The organism is Xanthomonas nasturtii, from assembly GCF_023337365.3.
GTDB lineage: Bacteria > Pseudomonadota > Gammaproteobacteria > Xanthomonadales > Xanthomonadaceae > Xanthomonas > Xanthomonas nasturtii.
The window spans coordinates 2,931,167-2,945,773 of the sequence record NZ_CP142084.2 but is presented as its reverse complement, the minus strand read 5'-3'; the positions used below and the strand labels follow the sequence as shown (position 1 = coordinate 2,945,773).

The window sequence follows — 14,607 nt, the reverse complement described above, 5'->3', positions numbered from 1 at the left end:
AGAGCTGCCTGCGTACATGCGTGAAATCAAGCCGGCGGCGGGCCGAGTTTGAGCGACAGATCCACCGCCTGCACGTGCTTGGTGAGCCCGCCGATGGAAATGCAGTCCACGCCGTCTTCGGCAATCGCGCGAATGCCGGCCAGATCCACGCTGCCGGAGACCTCCAGCGGAATGCGCTGTTCGCTCGGTAGGGCGGCAACGATACGCACGGCCTCGCGGCGCATGGCCTGGTCGAAGTCGTCGATCAGGATGCGCGTGCAACCGACCTGCAATGCTTCGCCCAGCTGCTCCAGCGTTTCCACTTCGACCACCAGCGGCAGCTGCGGTTGCTGCACGCGTGCGGCATGCACCGCCGCGCTCAACGATCCGGCGGCGCGGATGTGGTTTTCCTTGAGCATCACCGTGTCGAACAGGCCGATGCGGTGATTGTCGCCACCGCCGCAGCGTACGGCGTATTTCTGCGCGGCGCGCAGACCCGGAAGCGTCTTGCGCGTGTCCAGGATGCGGGTGTGCGTGCCGGCCACTGCAGCCACATACGCAGCGGTGGTGGTGGCCGTGGCCGACAGCGTCTGCATGAAATTGAGCGAGGTACGTTCGGCACTGACCAGGCTGCGGCTGCGGCCCTGCAGCAGCGCCAGCACCGTGCTTGCGTTGACGTGCTGGCCTTCGTGCACCTGCCAGTCGATGCGCACCTGCGGGTCCAGCGCGCGATGCGTGGCATCGAACCAGGGCCGGCCGGCGATCACCGCATCCTGCTTGCACAGCAGGTAGGCGCTGTCGGCCTGGTCGGGCAGCAGCGCGGCGGTGACATCGCCGCTGCCGACGTCTTCGGCCAGCGCGCGCGCCACATCGGCCTCAATCGATTCGGCAGGCGGCGCGTCCGGCACGCTCATGCACACGGGCGGGCTCACTTTTCGGGGAAGTCGGCGATATGCGTGGTGGCAATGGCCTCTTCGGCCAGCAGCACCGGAATGCCATCGTCGACGCGGAAGATCTGCTTGCGGTCGCGGGTAATCAGCGCTTCGCGCAGTGGCTGGGTCTGTGCGGTGCCATCGGCGCGCTGCAGGGTTCCGCCAGCGATGGCGGTGTTGAGTGCCTCCAGGCCCTTGCCGTCGAGCAGCGAAAGCGGCTGGCGGGTGTCGGGCGAGCACAGCAGGTCGAGCAGTTTGCGATCCATCGAAGTCTTGTCTTGCGTGGAGATTGGCTAGAATACGTCTTTACCGCAGGGCAGGGCCATGACCTCCAACCACTCCGCGCCGCTGGTCGGCATCGTGATGGGCTCCCGTTCGGATTGGGACACCATGCAACACGCAGCTCAGAAGCTCGACGCGCTGGGCGTGCCGTACGAAGTCAAGGTGGTCTCGGCGCATCGCACGCCGGATGTGTTGTTCACCTATGCCGAGCAGGCTGGCGAACGCGGCCTGCGCGCGATCATTGCCGGCGCCGGCGGCGCGGCGCATCTGCCGGGCATGCTGGCCGCCAAGACCGCGGTGCCGGTGCTTGGCGTGCCGGTGCAGTCCAAGGCGCTCAACGGCATGGATTCGCTGCTGTCGATCGTACAGATGCCGGCCGGGATTCCGGTGGCCACCTTTGCCATCGGCAATGCGGGCGCAGCGAATGCGGCGTTGTTCGCCGCGGCCATGCTGGCACCCGAGCAGGCGCAGATCGGGCAGGCGCTGGCGCAGTTCCGCGCCAAGCAGACCGACGATGTCATGGCCAGCGACGACCCGCGCCAATGAGCACCGTCGGCATTCTTGGTGGCGGCCAGCTGGCGCGCATGCTGGTGCTGGCCGGTGCGCCGCTCGGCGTGCGCTTTGCGGTGTTCGACCCGGCGGCTGATGCCTGCGCGGCACAGGTGGCGCCGCTGCAGGTCGGCGCGTTTGATGATGCCGCCGCACTTGCCGCGTTCGCCGCGCAGGTGGATGTGATCACCTTCGATTTTGAAAATGTGCCGGCCACCAGCGCGCAGCAGCTCGCCACGCAGGTGCCGGTGTTTCCAAGTCCGGCTGCGCTTGCGGTTGCGCAGGACCGGCTCAGCGAAAAAACCTTGTTCCGCGAACTCGGCATCCCGGTGCCGGAGTTCGCAGCGATCGACGACCGCGCCGGTCTGGACGCGGCGCTCGCGCGCATCGGCACGCCGTGCGTGCTCAAGACGCGTCGTTTCGGCTACGACGGCAAGGGCCAGTTCCGCATCAAGACGCTTGCCGATGCCGATGCAGCGTGGGACGCACTGGGCGCGCAGGCGGCCAAGGTCGGATTGATCGTGGAAGCCTTCGTGCCGTTCCAGCGCGAGGTCAGCGTGGTCGCGGTACGCGGGCGCGATGGCGAATTCCGCGCCTGGCCCTTGACCGAAAACTGGCACGTGGACGGCGTGCTGTCGGCCAGCCTTGCGCCGGCACGGGTGGATGCGGCACTGCAGACCTTGGCCGAAGCGCATGCGCGTGCGGTGGCGGAAAAACTCGGCTATGTGGGTGTGTTTGCGCTCGAATTGTTCGTGCGCGACGGTGAGCTGCTGGCCAACGAAATGGCGCCGCGCGTGCACAACTCCGGCCATTGGACCATCGAAGGCGCCGAGACCTCGCAGTTCGAAAATCATGTGCGGGCTGTGCTTGGCTTGCCGTTGGGCAGCACGGCGATGCGCGGCCAGGCCTGCATGCTCAACTGGCTGGGTGCGATGCCGGACGCCGCGGCGTTTCTGGCGGTGCCCGGCGGGCATTGGCACGACTACGGCAAGCAGGCGCGCGACGGACGCAAGGTGGGACACGCAACACTGCGCGCGGAGACGGCGCAGGCGCTCGCGGCGGCAGTGAGCGACGCAGGCACAGCGCTGCAGCGCGATGCGCAAGTTCGGCCGGTGGTTGCGCGCTTGAACGAAGCGTGATGCGCATAGCGCGCTGACGACAGCGTTTCAGCGCTGGGTGGCCTGGTGGCTGCGATGGCGCCGGATGTGCTGCGTTTGAGACGCTAGACACGGCAACGAGCCCTCGCTCGTCGCCGCCCAGCCGGTTACGCAGCGCGTCGCTCATCGTCCCTGCGTTCCGTCGACGAGCCGGAAGACTGCATTGGTGCTGGGCCGAAACGTCGCAGCATGTGAGCAACGTCTCATCTTCTGCGAGCGTGCGAGCGCTCAGCCCAGCCGGCTTGCCACAAAATCCCAATTGATCAGTTTCCAGAACGCGTCCAGGTACTGCGCGCGATCCTGCTGGTAGTCCAGGTAATAGGCGTGCTCCCAGATGTCGCAGGCGAGCAGCGGGGTGTCTGGCCCGGTGAGCGGCGTGGAGGCGTTGGGCGTGGCGACCACCGCCAGCGTGCCGTCCGGGCGCTGCACCAGCCATACCCAGCCCGAGCCGAAAGTGCCCAAGGCCACGCGATTGAATTCCTGCTTGAAGTGCACGAAATCGCCGAACGATGTGGCGATGCCGTCGGCCAGCCGTCCAAGCGGCTCGCCGCCGCCGCGCGGTCGCAGGCACTGCCAATAGAAATTGTGGTTCCACACCTGCGCGGCGAGCTGAAACAACGTGCCCTGCGCCTGCGCGATGATCTCCTCCAGCGTCAGCTCGGCAAACTCGCTGGCTTCGATGCGCGCGTTGAGCCGTTCGACCTCGCTGCGGTGACAGACGCCGTGATGCGCCTCCAACGTTGCCGACGACAGATGCGGCTCCAGGGCGGCGCGGGAATAGGGCAGTGCAACGTGTTCGATCGGCATGATGTCAGTGGCAGCGAAGGGAGGGCGGCGACAGGTCGCGCCGAAGGCTTACAATGCGCGCCTTTGCGGAAGTCTATCCGACCCGGCGGTCGGGCCTGCCGCTCCCAGTCAGGAGAGTCCAATGCCGGTGATGGAACGGATCCAGGCCGAAGTCGAACAACACCCCATCGTGCTGTTCATGAAAGGCACCCCGCAGTTCCCGATGTGCGAGTTTTCCAGTCGCGCCGTGCAGGCCCTGGTGGCTGCCGGCGCCGACCAGCTGCGCACAATCAACGTGCTGGAAGAACCCGAAGTGCGCGCGAATCTGCCGCGCTACTCCAACTGGCCGACGTTCCCGCAATTGTTCATCCATGGCGAGCTGATCGGCGGCTGCGACATCACGCTGGAACTGTTCGAAGCCGGCGAGCTCAAGCGCATTGTCAGCGAGGCGTACCAGCCGTGAGTTCTGCGCAGCTGCAGTCAGAGACCGCTGCCTTGGCTGGCCGCGTAGTGCTGATCAGCGGCGCCGCCGGCGGTCTTGGCGCCGCCGCGGCGCAGACCTGCGCTACTGCAGGCGCCACGGTGGTCTTGCTTGGCCGCAAGCTGCGCCCGCTGGAGCGCGTTTACGACGCAGTCGCCGCGCTGGGGCCGGAGCCTTTGCTGTATCCGCTGGATCTTGCCGGCGCCACGCCCGACGACTACGCCGCGCTTGCACAGCGACTGCAGTCCGAGCTCGGTGGCCTGCATGGCCTGCTGCACTGCGCTGCCGACTTTGCCGGCCTGACCCCGGCCGAACTCGCCGCGCCTGCGGATTTCGCACGCAGCGTGCATGTCAACCTCACTGCGCGTGCGTGGCTTACGCAAGCTTGCCTGCCGCTGTTGCGGCAACAGCAAGACGCGGCGGTGGTATTTGTAGTCGACGACCCCGCGCGCGTTGGCCAGGCCTATTGGGGCGCGTATGGCGCCGCCCAGCATGCGCAGCGTGGTCTGATCACCAGCCTGCACCATGAAACTGCTGCTGGCCCGGTCCGTGTCAGCGGCCTGCGACCCGGCCCGATGCGCACCGCACTACGCGCACGCGCCTTCACGCATCAGGAAGACAGCGACGCGGTCGACGCCGCGCGTTACGCCCCAGCGTGCGTCAGCCTGTTGTCGGATGCCGGTGTGGCGCATCGCGGTGTGATCTGGAGCCCTTCAGCATGACCATTCTCTCTGCGGCGCTGCTGCTGTTCCTGATCCTGGACCCGCTCGGCAACATCCCGGTGTTTCTCAGCGTGCTCAAGCCGCTGCCGCCCAAGCGCCAGCGTTTCGTGCTTGCGCGCGAACTGTTGATCGCCTTGGTCGTGCTGATGGCGTTCCTGTGGGGCGGCAAGTACGCGCTGGAGCTGATGCACCTGCGCCAGGAGTCGGTAGCGATCGCCGGCGGCATCGTGCTGTTCCTGATCGGCATCCGCATGATCTTCCCGCGGCCGGAAGGCCTGATGGGCGAAATCCCCGATGGCGAGCCCTTCATCGTGCCGCTGGCTATCCCGTTGGTGGCCGGCCCGTCCGGCATGGCTGCCGTGATGCTGATGGGCAGCAACGAGCCCACGCGGCTCTGGGACTGGAGTCTGGCGTTGATGATCGCCTGGATCGGCGCCTCGTCGATCCTGGCCTCCGCACCGTTGCTGTACAAACTGCTGGGACACCGCGCACTGACGGCCATCGAGCGCCTGATGGGCATGCTGCTGGTGGCGATTTCGGTGCAGATGTTCCTGGACGGGCTGGGGACGTATTTCAAGCTGCCGGTGTCGATCTAGGGTAGCTGCAGGAGGAGGGCTGCTTCGGGTTCCACGGCATGCGGCCGGTGCCTTGCAGCAGTTGGATTGGTCTGCGTCCCGTGCTCGCTGCCCTGGTGCGATTCGCACCCAGTGCGGGAGTGTCACAGCGAGATTGAGGCAGCATGCTGGGGCTTGCAGATGCATGCCGCAGATGACGCAGGTACCGGCGCTGGCTACCGTTCTTGATGGCCTCCCTCATCGCAGCCGGGTTGAAGCGAAGTGTCATCTTCGCAATCTGGTTCGACATGCGGCGTCCACAGCTACGGCGTACAGGCAATGGACCAATCGATTTGCGCTAAAAGGCCGAACCCGCTTCCCGGCCAAGCAGCCGGCTCAAGTCGCGACACACGTCTCCCTCCTGCTACGACCTTGCGCAATCTGGCGCTTACGCCTTCACATGCGCAGTTCATGTTGCAGTGCGCGAAGTTTGTCACACCGCCGTCACAATCAGGCCTTAGCGTGTTAATCTGTTGTTAACCGTTGCGGCAGCAACCAGCCGCGCGGCAAGGGACCCCAGATCATCGGCAGCCCACCCCGGGAACGGTTGGGCTGACTGCGCCTTTTTGTCACTGCCCAACCTGTATCGAGGCTACCGAAATGACCCACCCCCGCTGTCTTCGCATGTCCAAGCTGACGCTTGGCCTGGTCGCCGCACTCGCTGCTGCCCCTGTCTTTGCCCAGAGCACCTCCGCCGGCGTCGCTGGTTTGGTCACCAGCAGCGGCGGCCAGCCGGTGCCGAATGCCGAAGTGACGATCACCCACGTCGAATCCGGCACGGTCAGCCGCGCCACCACCGATGCCAGCGGACGCTACAGCGCGCGCGGCTTGCGTGTGGGCGGGCCGTATACGATCACGATTACCAAGTCGGGTGAAGGCACGAAGACCGAAGAGGGCGTATATCTCAACCTCAATCAGGTCAACAGCGTCGACGCATCCCTGGGCGGTGACGTCACCACGCTGGGTGCTGTGCAGGCCATCGGCGGCGATTACGGCTCGGCACTGTTCAGCGCCAACAAGATGGGTACCGGCACCAACGTGACCCGCGAGCAGATCGAATCGCTGCCGTCGATCAACCGCAATCTGCAGGACTACGTGCGTCTGGATCCGCGTGTGGCGCAGACCGACAAGGCGCGTAACGAGATTTCGGTGGGCGGCCAGAATCCGCGCTTCAACCTGATTCGCGTTGACGGTATCAGCACCAACGATGCGTTCGGCCTTGAATCCAACGGTCTGCCTACTCCGCGTCAGCCATTTTCGATGGATGTCATCGACGAAATCTCGGTCGACGTAGCGAACTACGACGTGACCATCACCGGCGCCACCGGCGGCGTAATCAATGCCGTCACCAAGTCCGGCACCAACGAATTCCACGGCTCGGTCTACGGCACCTATCGCGAGAACGATTGGTCTGGCAAGAACCAGAACGACATCCGTCCGCAGCTGTTTGACAACGAAACCACGTACGGTTTGACCCTGGGCGGCCCGGTGATCAAGGACAAGCTGTTCTTCTTCGCCAACTACGAAAAGTACAAGGGCAAGGGCGTGTTCACCGGCGCTTCCGGCTACGGTCCCCTGGGGTCGGGCGAGAGCAATATCGTCGGTATCTCGCAGGCGCAGGTCGATCAGATCATCGACATCTCGCGCAATGTCTATGGCTTCGATCCTGGAACCTTGGCACTGCCGGCATTGGATTCGGACTCGGAAGAGAAGGGCTTCAAGCTCGACTGGAATATCTCCGACAAGCACCGTGCGTCGTTTCGTTACGGCGAGAGCGAGCAGAGCACCGCCAATCTCAATGGTTTCGGCAATCAGGCGTTGTCGCTGAATTCGTTTCACTACGTCCGTGATTTCAGCCTCAAGACGTACACGGCGCAGCTTTTCAGTGACTGGACGGACACGTTCTCCACGGAAGCCAAGGTGTCGTACCGCGACTACTCCGCTGTGCGCACTGCGGCCTCGCAGCTGCCGGCCGTAGCGGTGCGTATCGGCAACAACACCGTCAATCTGGGCACCGAGCAGAGCACCCAGGCCAACGAACTGCGCACCGAAACGTGGAATGCCTTCTTTGCGGGCACGTTGTTCTTGAACGACCACACCGTCAAGTTCGGCTTCGACTATGAAGACAACGACCTGTTCAATCTGTTTGGTCAGCGTGTTTTCGGTTCCTACACGTTCAACTCGATTGCCGACTACGCCGCCAATCGCCCGCTGAACTACCGTTATTCGCGCTCCAACAGCGGCAACATCGACGACATCGCGGCGAACTGGGGCATGCGCAATGTCGGCGTGTTCTTGCAGGATACCTGGGCCGTCAACAACAACCTGACGCTGACGTTCGGTGTGCGTTATGACGAGCCGATGGTCAAGAACAGCCCGGCCTACAACGCAACCGCGTCGACGCTGTTCGGCTTCCGCAACGACCAGACCATCGACGGGAATGGGTTGTTCGAGCCGCGCTTCGGTTTCAATTACACCTTCGACAGCGATCGCCCCACCCAGTTGCGCGGCGGCGTGGGCCTGTTCCAGGGTGCTGCGGCAACCGTGTGGTTGTCCAATCCGTACTCCAACACCGGTCTGGCTTACACGGATTACAACTTCTCCAGCCAGACGCTGGTGAACACCAATGGCATCCGCTTCACGCCTGACATCAATAACCAGCCGATCGGTAATGGTTCGTTGAATGGCGCTACGCAGTCCGTCGACTTCGTCGACAGCAAGCTGGGTCAGCCGTCGGTATGGAAGGCCAACTTAGCATTCGATACCGAACTGCCTTGGTACGGGATCGTAGCGTCGGCCGAAGCGGTGGTAACCCAGGTCAACGAAGCGATTTATTACCAGCAGCTCAATCTGGGCAATACCACCCGAGTGGGCCAGGACGGCCGTAATCTGTACTGGAATACCCCGGGCTTGAATCCGGCTTGCTGGCTGGACGACGGCCGCAATCCGACAGGTGCGGGCGCTCCGTCAGCATGTCTGCGTGGCACCGGTTCGTCGGTTGACGCTCGCGGCTCGCGCGATCCTCGCTTCAACGATGCGATCATTGCGCGTCCTACAGATAAGGGCGGCAGCGAGAGCTTCACCGTCGGTCTGAACAAGCCTTTCAATGGTGGCGATTGGTCGTGGGGCCTGTACTACACCTACACCGATGCCGACGAAGTCAGCGGCCTGACCAGTTCGACCTCGGGTTCGCAGTTGGGCAACAATGCGGTCTTCCAGGCTAACGAAAACGTCGCCTCGACCGCTGCGTACGAAGTGAAGAACAGCATTCTCGGCACCTTGAACTGGAAGCATGCTTTCTTCGGCGACTATGAAACCAAGTTGGGCCTGATTTACCAGGGCCGCAATGGTCGCCCGTACAGCTATGCGTTCGACAACGACGCCAATGGCGACGGTCGCTTGAACGACCTGTTGTATATCCCCGCCGGCCGTGGCGATGTGTTGTTCGGTACCGCTCGAGAAGAGCAGGCGTTCTGGAACTACATCGAAGGCAACGAATATCTGGCCGCGCGTCGTGGTCAGGTCGCCGAACGCAATGGCGCACGTAACTCCTGGATCAACCAGTTCGACCTGCATATCGAGCAGGAAATTCCCGGCTTCTTCAAGGGCAACAAGGCCTCCCTCTGGCTTGACGTCATGAACGTGGGCAACCTGCTCAACAAGAAGTGGGGCCGTGTCGAGGAGTACGGTTTCCCGGGCATGCGTGGTGTGGTGGAATACGGCGGCGTCGATGCGGCTACTGGCAAGTACGTCTACCGCTTCAATACGCCGGACCAGTCCACGGTCTACGACGATCGTGGCATCTCCCGCTGGGCGCTGCAGCTGGGCTTCCGCTACCAGTTCTAACGCTGGCTAGCGTGTCGAGGTTTGCAAAAACGGCCGGGGTCTCCCGGCCGTTTTCTTTTGTGCGGGTGAGTACGCTAAAGTCGCGCAGACACGACAGGAGCAAGCTATGGAACTCAGCAGTACGGCAGCACGGGCGCTGCCGGTGGTGGATGCGCGGATTTATCCGCGCGGTGGCCTGGACGTGCTGTCCAAGGCGGAAGTGGCCCGCTTGCGCGATGCATCCAGCGGCGGCATGCACGAGTTGTTGCGCCGTTGCGCGCTGGCCGTGCTCACCAGTGGCAGTGCCTCGGACGACCCGCGCGCTGCGCGCGATCTGTACCCGGATTTCGATATCCAGGTGAACCAGCAGGACCGCGGCATCCGCATCGATCTGAGCAACGCACCGGCGATGGCCTTCGTCGATGGCGAGATCATCCGCGGCGTGGCCGAGCTGTTGTTTGCCGTCGTGCGCGACCTTGCGTACATGGCCATCGAGCTCGAAGCACAGCGCGCCGATCTCGACACCAGCGAAGGCATCACCAATGCAGTGTTCGGCCAGTTGCGCAATGCGCGCATCCTGCAGCCGTCCGACCCCAATCTGGTCGTGTGCTGGGGTGGCCATTCCATCTCGCGCGACGAATACCTCTACACCAAGCAAGTAGGCTACGAGCTCGGCCTGCGTGGGCTGGATATCTGCACCGGTTGCGGCCCGGGCGCGATGAAGGGCCCGATGAAGGGCGCCACCATTGCGCATGCCAAGCAACGCAAGCATCACACCCGCTACATCGGCGTCACCGAGCCCGGCATCATCGCCGCCGAATCGCCGAACCCGATCGTCAACCACCTGGTGATCATGCCGGACATCGAGAAGCGCCTCGAAGCCTTCGTCCGCATCGGTCACGGCATCCTGGTGTTCCCGGGCGGCGTCGGCACTGCGGAAGAAATTCTCTACCTGCTCGGCATCCTGCTGCGCGAGGAAAATGCAGCTCTGCCGTTCCCGCTGATCCTGACCGGCCCGACCATCGCCGCGCTGTACTTCGAGCAGATCGACCGCTTCATCCGCCTGACCCTGGGCGATGCCGCCGCCTCCCGTTACGAGATCATCGTCGGCGACCCGGTCGCCGTCGCGCGCCGCATGGCCGAAGGCATCCACGAGGTGCGCGCGCACCGCAAGGACCAAAAGGACTCGTATTACTTCAACTGGTCCGTGCACATCCCGCTCGAGTACCAGCAGCCGTTCGAGCCCAGCCACCAAGCCATGGCCGCCCTGGACCTGCACCACGGCCGCCTGGCACCAGCACTAGCCGCCGACCTGCGCCGCGCCTTCTCCGGCATCGTCGCCGGCAACGTGAAGGAAGACGGCATGCGCCGCATCGAGGAATTCGGCCCCTTCGAGATCCACGGAGACCCCGACATCATGCAGGCTCTGGACGAACTCCTGCGCGGCTTTGTCGAACAGCGCCGGATGAAGATCTCGGGGGATTACCGGCCTTGTTATCGGGTGGTGACTTAGAACTGACTCATGCGTATGGCAAATGGATGGTCGCAAAGTGCCGACCATCTTTTATCTCCGTATGAACTCTTCCAATTCCGTTTGTCAGCTGCTCAACCCGGCTACGCACTGCGTTTAATCCGATGTGGTGGCCGCTACTACTGACTGACGATGCACTTGGCAAGCTGTTGGTGATCTGAATCTGCAACTGGCCGCTGGTTGTGGCAACGGACAAGGTTACAGTACCTCCTTCAGTCGCCGGCTCCACGCCGTGACGGATGGCATTCTCGGCGAGCGTCTGGATGCCAAGCGTGGGTAGGAGCACGAGCGGCAGTGGTGACGGCAGTTGCCATTTTACATTTAGGCGTGAGCCGAATCGTAACTGCTCAATTTCCAAGTAACGTCTTGTCAGGGATAGCTCCTGCTCAAGCAGAATTTGGCTTGGGCCAGCAAGCGCTGCGCGGAAGAGATCCGATAGATCTAGTAGAAGGCGTTCGGCAGCTTCCGGACGCTGATGTACCAAGGCTGCGCCTGTGTTCAACGTGTTGAATAGGAAGTGTGGGTGAATTCTTGCCTGCAAGGCGTCGAGCTCGGCCTGTTTCGCGCGGATCGCCATCTGTTGAGCTCTCCAGTGGTTCTGAAATGCCATTAGACCCAGTAAGCCGACAGCGAGTGCAATCCCGTTCACCTGCAGCCACAAGGCCCACCAGCTGCCACCAACAGTGCTCAATAAATTTCCGAAGAGTACCCAGACCAAGAAGCAGGCAACTCCAGTTACTGCAAGTAGCGCGGCAAGTGAGAGGTTCGCGATCGTGTTCGGCCGCAACGGTTGCAATCGATGTCGCAAAGCATGCAGTGTTGCAAGCGTCAATATGCTTATCCACTGAATCAAGAGTGAGGTCAGCCCAAAATAGATCCACCGGTTCTCCCGAATGCCGGGAGCCAGGGCGAGGACGGCAGCTAGCATCTCTCCGGTCATAATTACCGACGCGATTACGCGTGGCTGCAAGAGAAGGTCCAATGGTGCAATAACGTCAGGGGCGGTTGAGGCTGAAGAGTTCAGCATACTGTTCACTTGGCAGGTAATTGGTTCGCGACTGGCCAGCCGTTCGCGCTGGCAGTCTAACCGCCCGTCGGCAGTTGCTGTGCTCGTGCGCTCCTGGGCTTTACTGTAGACGTCGTCACTATGGGGATGGGGATCTCCGATGCATCTTTCCGGTTTTCGCCGCAAGTCTCATATGCTCGCATCGCTTGCGAGTGGATTCACGTTGATAGAGCTGCTTGTGACTATCGCCGTCCTCGCTATTCTGGCAGCGATTGCAGCGCCAAGTTTCAATTCCCTCATCAACAGCAGCCGCTTGACCACTCAGGCTAATTCCATGGTGGCATCGCTGCAACATGCTCGATCCGAATCAATTCGACTCAATCGTAAGGTGAGTCTCTGTGCGTCGAGTGATGGAGTGAACTGCTCCGGGGCTATGACTTGGAACCGCTGGATAACTCGGGTCGATGGCGACGGAGAAGTGCTTGGCGACGTCGCTGGTCCTGCATCGGTAAAGGTGGCGGCTGATGTGTCCGCCGTTACATTCGGTTCTGATGGATTGGCGCGAGCAGCAGATGGCTTGCTTTCCAAGGCAGCTATAACGTTCTGTATTGATACGACACGTCCTGCGGAAAATACTCGAGTCGTCAGTTTGGTCAGTGGTACTCGTATGTTGGTGAAGAAGCAGGCCGGAAATTGCAAATGATCATTTCAAGCGTCAATCAAAACGCTTCACGTGGGTCTGTGTATAACGCCAGATGTGAGACAGGGGCCACTCTGATCGAGGTGATGATTTCAGTCTTGATTATGGCGATTGGACTGCTTGGCATTGCCGCGATGCAAGCTACGGCGCTGCGCAATAGTCAAAGCTCGCTTGAACGTAGTCAGGCTGTTATCTCAACCTATACCGTTCTGGACGCAATGCGCGCAAACCGTCAGGCAGCGCTTGCCGGGGCATACAACACCGCCGATTTTCTGTGTACAACCAATGGTTCCGGTTCATTGGCTGCCCTCGATCAGGCTGCCTGGATAAAGGGGTGGCGCAGCACACTTGGAGTGGAAGGGGCCTCGGATACTGATGTATGTGGAAAGATCGATTGTGCAAGTGATATATGCAAAATCTCTCTGCGTTGGAACGATAGTCGCGCCACTAATGCAGCAGCAGGTGTAATAGCGCAAGGTTCCAACGCAGAAGTTTTTTCTACCAAGGTGCAGCTATGAGCGCGAGTTCGATAAGGAGGACCTGCGTGTCAGGCTTCAGTTTGATAGAGTTGATGCTAGCAATGGTCCTTGGGTTGCTTGTGGTGGGGGCTGCAATCGGAATTTTTCTTTCGAATAGTCGAACGTATCGCGCAACTGAAAGTCTTGGTCGGGTTCAGGAGGGAGTTCGTACAGCGTTCGAATTGATGGCGCGCGACGTTCGTGAAGCAGCAGGAAATCCCTGTGTCAATAACTTGCCTATCTCGAATGTTTTGAATAATTATAATGCAAGTTGGTGGAGTAATATAAATCGATGGGGTGATGCATTTCAGGGCTATTCTTCAAGTCAGTCAATCGTCGATCTTGCTACGGGAACATCGGCGGCGCAGCGTGTTGATGGCACTGAGGCCGTGCAGTTATTTGCAGCAGACGAAAATGTCACTACCATCACTACCCACGACACGGCGGCCGGTACGTTTACCGTTAACGTCGCCAGTCACGGAATTGGTGTGGGCGACATTGCAGTAGTGTGTAACGCAAGGCAGGCTTCGATCTTCCAGGTTTCCGCTGTTAGCGGGAAGGATATATCGCACGGTTTGGCAGGAACACCGGGTAACTGCACGTTGGGCTTGGGCGTGCCTCTTGATTGTAGTGCCGGGACGAAGTTTGCGTATACCGCTCCAAACTCCGTGCTGGTGAGGTTGCATGCATCGCGTTGGTACATCGGGAACGGTACTGGTGGACCAGCCCTGTTTCAACAAGTCGCGACAGCAAATGGAACTGTTACAACGCAAGAGGTTGCGGAGGGTGTAAAAAATCTTGGCCTGCTCTACCTTGTGAATGGAAAAGCTAGTTATCAGGCCGCCAGTGCTCTAAGTGTGAGCGACTGGGCAAATGTAACGGCAGCACGCATCACATTGAGTATTTCAAATGCCGAAGGGTCGGTAGGTGCTGAGGGTGGGATTGAGCGCCAGTTGATTCACATCGTTAGTTTACGGAATCGCAACCCATGAATAGGGGTATCTATCCTATATCGCATCAGAGTGGAGCATCGCTGATTGTCGTTTTGATCCTTCTCCTGCTGATGACATTGCTTGGCCTGGCAGTGTTGCGTACGACCACGCTGGAAGAGCGTATGAGCGCAAATCTCTACGATCGTAGTCTGGGTTTTCAGGCGGCGGAATCTGCACTACGACAAGGTGAGGCGCTTGCAAATGCCACGGCAGTCAGTTCGGTGCCATCAAGCGGCTGTGCAAACGGGATATGTGCTATCCCTGTTGCTGCCGCTGCAGATCGGTGGCTGGATACCAGCTTCAACGGATGGCGAAGTGCCACAAATAATCTTGCTGAAGACGCAATCCCAACACCAAATGCCCGGTACATTATTGAGTACATGGGCGAAGCGCCGACATGGCCGGGCTGCGATCGCAAGTTTCCGCTGGATGGACAGTGCCTTGCGCCGCGCTTCCGAGTTACTGCATTAGCCGCCACAGACGGTCGGGCAACAGTGATGTTGCAAACTAATTATATTGTTCAATAAGGGGGC

The 14,607-nt window shown here is 61.2% G+C and carries 15 protein-coding genes; 11 read left to right on the top strand and 4 right to left on the bottom strand.

Going from position 1 to position 14,607, the window contains the following annotated elements; genetic code table 11:
* Window positions 1-26: 26 nt before the first annotated feature.
* Together nadC and M3O59_RS12815 are read right to left on the bottom strand one after the other, a co-directional pair.
* The gene (nadC, locus tag M3O59_RS12820; RefSeq protein ID WP_116906736.1) at window positions 27-893 is read right to left on the bottom strand and encodes a carboxylating nicotinate-nucleotide diphosphorylase; all 867 of its coding nucleotides are present in this window, start codon (window positions 891-893) and stop codon (window positions 27-29) included.
* A gap of 14 nt (window positions 894-907) precedes the next feature.
* Window positions 908-1,177 (bottom strand): Trm112 family protein, encoded by a 270-nt coding sequence (locus M3O59_RS12815; RefSeq protein ID WP_064633183.1) that lies wholly within the window; start codon window positions 1,175-1,177, stop codon window positions 908-910.
* A gap of 58 nt (window positions 1,178-1,235) precedes the next feature.
* On the opposite strand from M3O59_RS12815, the gene purE reads away from it, so the two are divergent.
* Window positions 1,236-1,739: a 5-(carboxyamino)imidazole ribonucleotide mutase gene (gene purE / locus M3O59_RS12810; protein ID WP_116906737.1), complete on the top strand. Its 504-nt coding sequence runs from the start codon at window positions 1,236-1,238 to the stop codon at window positions 1,737-1,739.
* Window positions 1,736-2,881, top strand: a complete 1,146-nt coding sequence (locus tag M3O59_RS12805; protein WP_064633187.1) for a 5-(carboxyamino)imidazole ribonucleotide synthase — start codon at window positions 1,736-1,738, stop codon at window positions 2,879-2,881. The genes purE and M3O59_RS12805 overlap by 4 nt, the downstream gene beginning before the upstream one ends.
* 246 nt (window positions 2,882-3,127) lie before the next feature.
* Here M3O59_RS12805 and M3O59_RS12800 read toward each other — a convergent pair whose 3' ends face one another.
* Entirely contained in the window at window positions 3,128-3,706 is a 579-nt protein-coding gene (locus M3O59_RS12800; RefSeq protein WP_116906738.1) for a superoxide dismutase, read from the bottom strand.
* Between the two features lie 121 nt (window positions 3,707-3,827).
* Here M3O59_RS12800 and grxD point away from each other — a divergent pair, with 121 nt between their 5' ends.
* From grxD to ppnN, 5 genes are all read left to right on the top strand, one after another.
* Window positions 3,828-4,148 carry a Grx4 family monothiol glutaredoxin gene (gene grxD / locus M3O59_RS12795; protein WP_064633191.1) on the top strand — a complete coding sequence of 107 codons (321 nt, stop codon included), beginning with the start codon at window positions 3,828-3,830 and terminating at the stop codon, window positions 4,146-4,148.
* A complete protein-coding gene (locus tag M3O59_RS12790; RefSeq protein WP_116906739.1) occupies window positions 4,145-4,888 on the top strand; it encodes an SDR family NAD(P)-dependent oxidoreductase in 744 nt (247 codons plus the stop codon). The genes grxD and M3O59_RS12790 overlap by 4 nt, the downstream gene beginning before the upstream one ends.
* Window positions 4,885-5,484, top strand: a complete 600-nt coding sequence (locus tag M3O59_RS12785; RefSeq protein WP_064633195.1) for a YhgN family NAAT transporter — start codon at window positions 4,885-4,887, stop codon at window positions 5,482-5,484. Before M3O59_RS12790 ends, M3O59_RS12785 begins: the two co-directional genes overlap by 4 nt.
* Window positions 5,485-6,102: 618 nt before the next feature.
* Complete coding sequence (locus M3O59_RS12780) at window positions 6,103-9,348, top strand: TonB-dependent receptor (RefSeq protein ID WP_116906740.1); 3,246 nt, start codon at window positions 6,103-6,105, stop codon at window positions 9,346-9,348.
* Between the two features lie 106 nt (window positions 9,349-9,454).
* Window positions 9,455-10,840, top strand: coding sequence for a nucleotide 5'-monophosphate nucleosidase PpnN (ppnN, locus tag M3O59_RS12775; RefSeq protein ID WP_116906741.1), 1,386 nt, complete (start codon window positions 9,455-9,457; stop codon window positions 10,838-10,840).
* Window positions 10,841-10,847: 7 nt separating this feature from the next.
* Here ppnN and M3O59_RS12770 read toward each other — a convergent pair whose 3' ends face one another.
* The gene (locus tag M3O59_RS12770; protein WP_116906742.1) at window positions 10,848-11,885 is read right to left on the bottom strand and encodes a sensor histidine kinase; all 1,038 of its coding nucleotides are present in this window, start codon (window positions 11,883-11,885) and stop codon (window positions 10,848-10,850) included.
* 139 nt (window positions 11,886-12,024) lie between these two features.
* Here M3O59_RS12770 and M3O59_RS12765 point away from each other — a divergent pair, with 139 nt between their 5' ends.
* Genes M3O59_RS12765 through M3O59_RS12750 form a run of 4 tightly spaced genes read left to right on the top strand, consistent with a single transcriptional unit; the run spans window position 12,025 to window position 14,601 of the window.
* Window positions 12,025-12,567: a GspH/FimT family pseudopilin gene (locus M3O59_RS12765; RefSeq protein WP_116906743.1), complete on the top strand. Its 543-nt coding sequence runs from the start codon at window positions 12,025-12,027 to the stop codon at window positions 12,565-12,567.
* Window positions 12,564-13,082 carry a type IV pilus modification protein PilV gene (gene pilV / locus M3O59_RS12760; protein WP_116906744.1) on the top strand — a complete coding sequence of 173 codons (519 nt, stop codon included), beginning with the start codon at window positions 12,564-12,566 and terminating at the stop codon, window positions 13,080-13,082. Before M3O59_RS12765 ends, pilV begins: the two co-directional genes overlap by 4 nt.
* 26 nt (window positions 13,083-13,108) lie before the next feature.
* Entirely contained in the window at window positions 13,109-14,074 is a 966-nt protein-coding gene (locus M3O59_RS12755; RefSeq protein WP_116906748.1) for a PilW family protein, read from the top strand.
* Window positions 14,071-14,601: a pilus assembly PilX family protein gene (locus tag M3O59_RS12750; protein WP_116906745.1), complete on the top strand. Its 531-nt coding sequence runs from the start codon at window positions 14,071-14,073 to the stop codon at window positions 14,599-14,601. Before M3O59_RS12755 ends, M3O59_RS12750 begins: the two co-directional genes overlap by 4 nt.
* The last annotated feature ends 6 nt before the right edge of the window (window positions 14,602-14,607 follow it).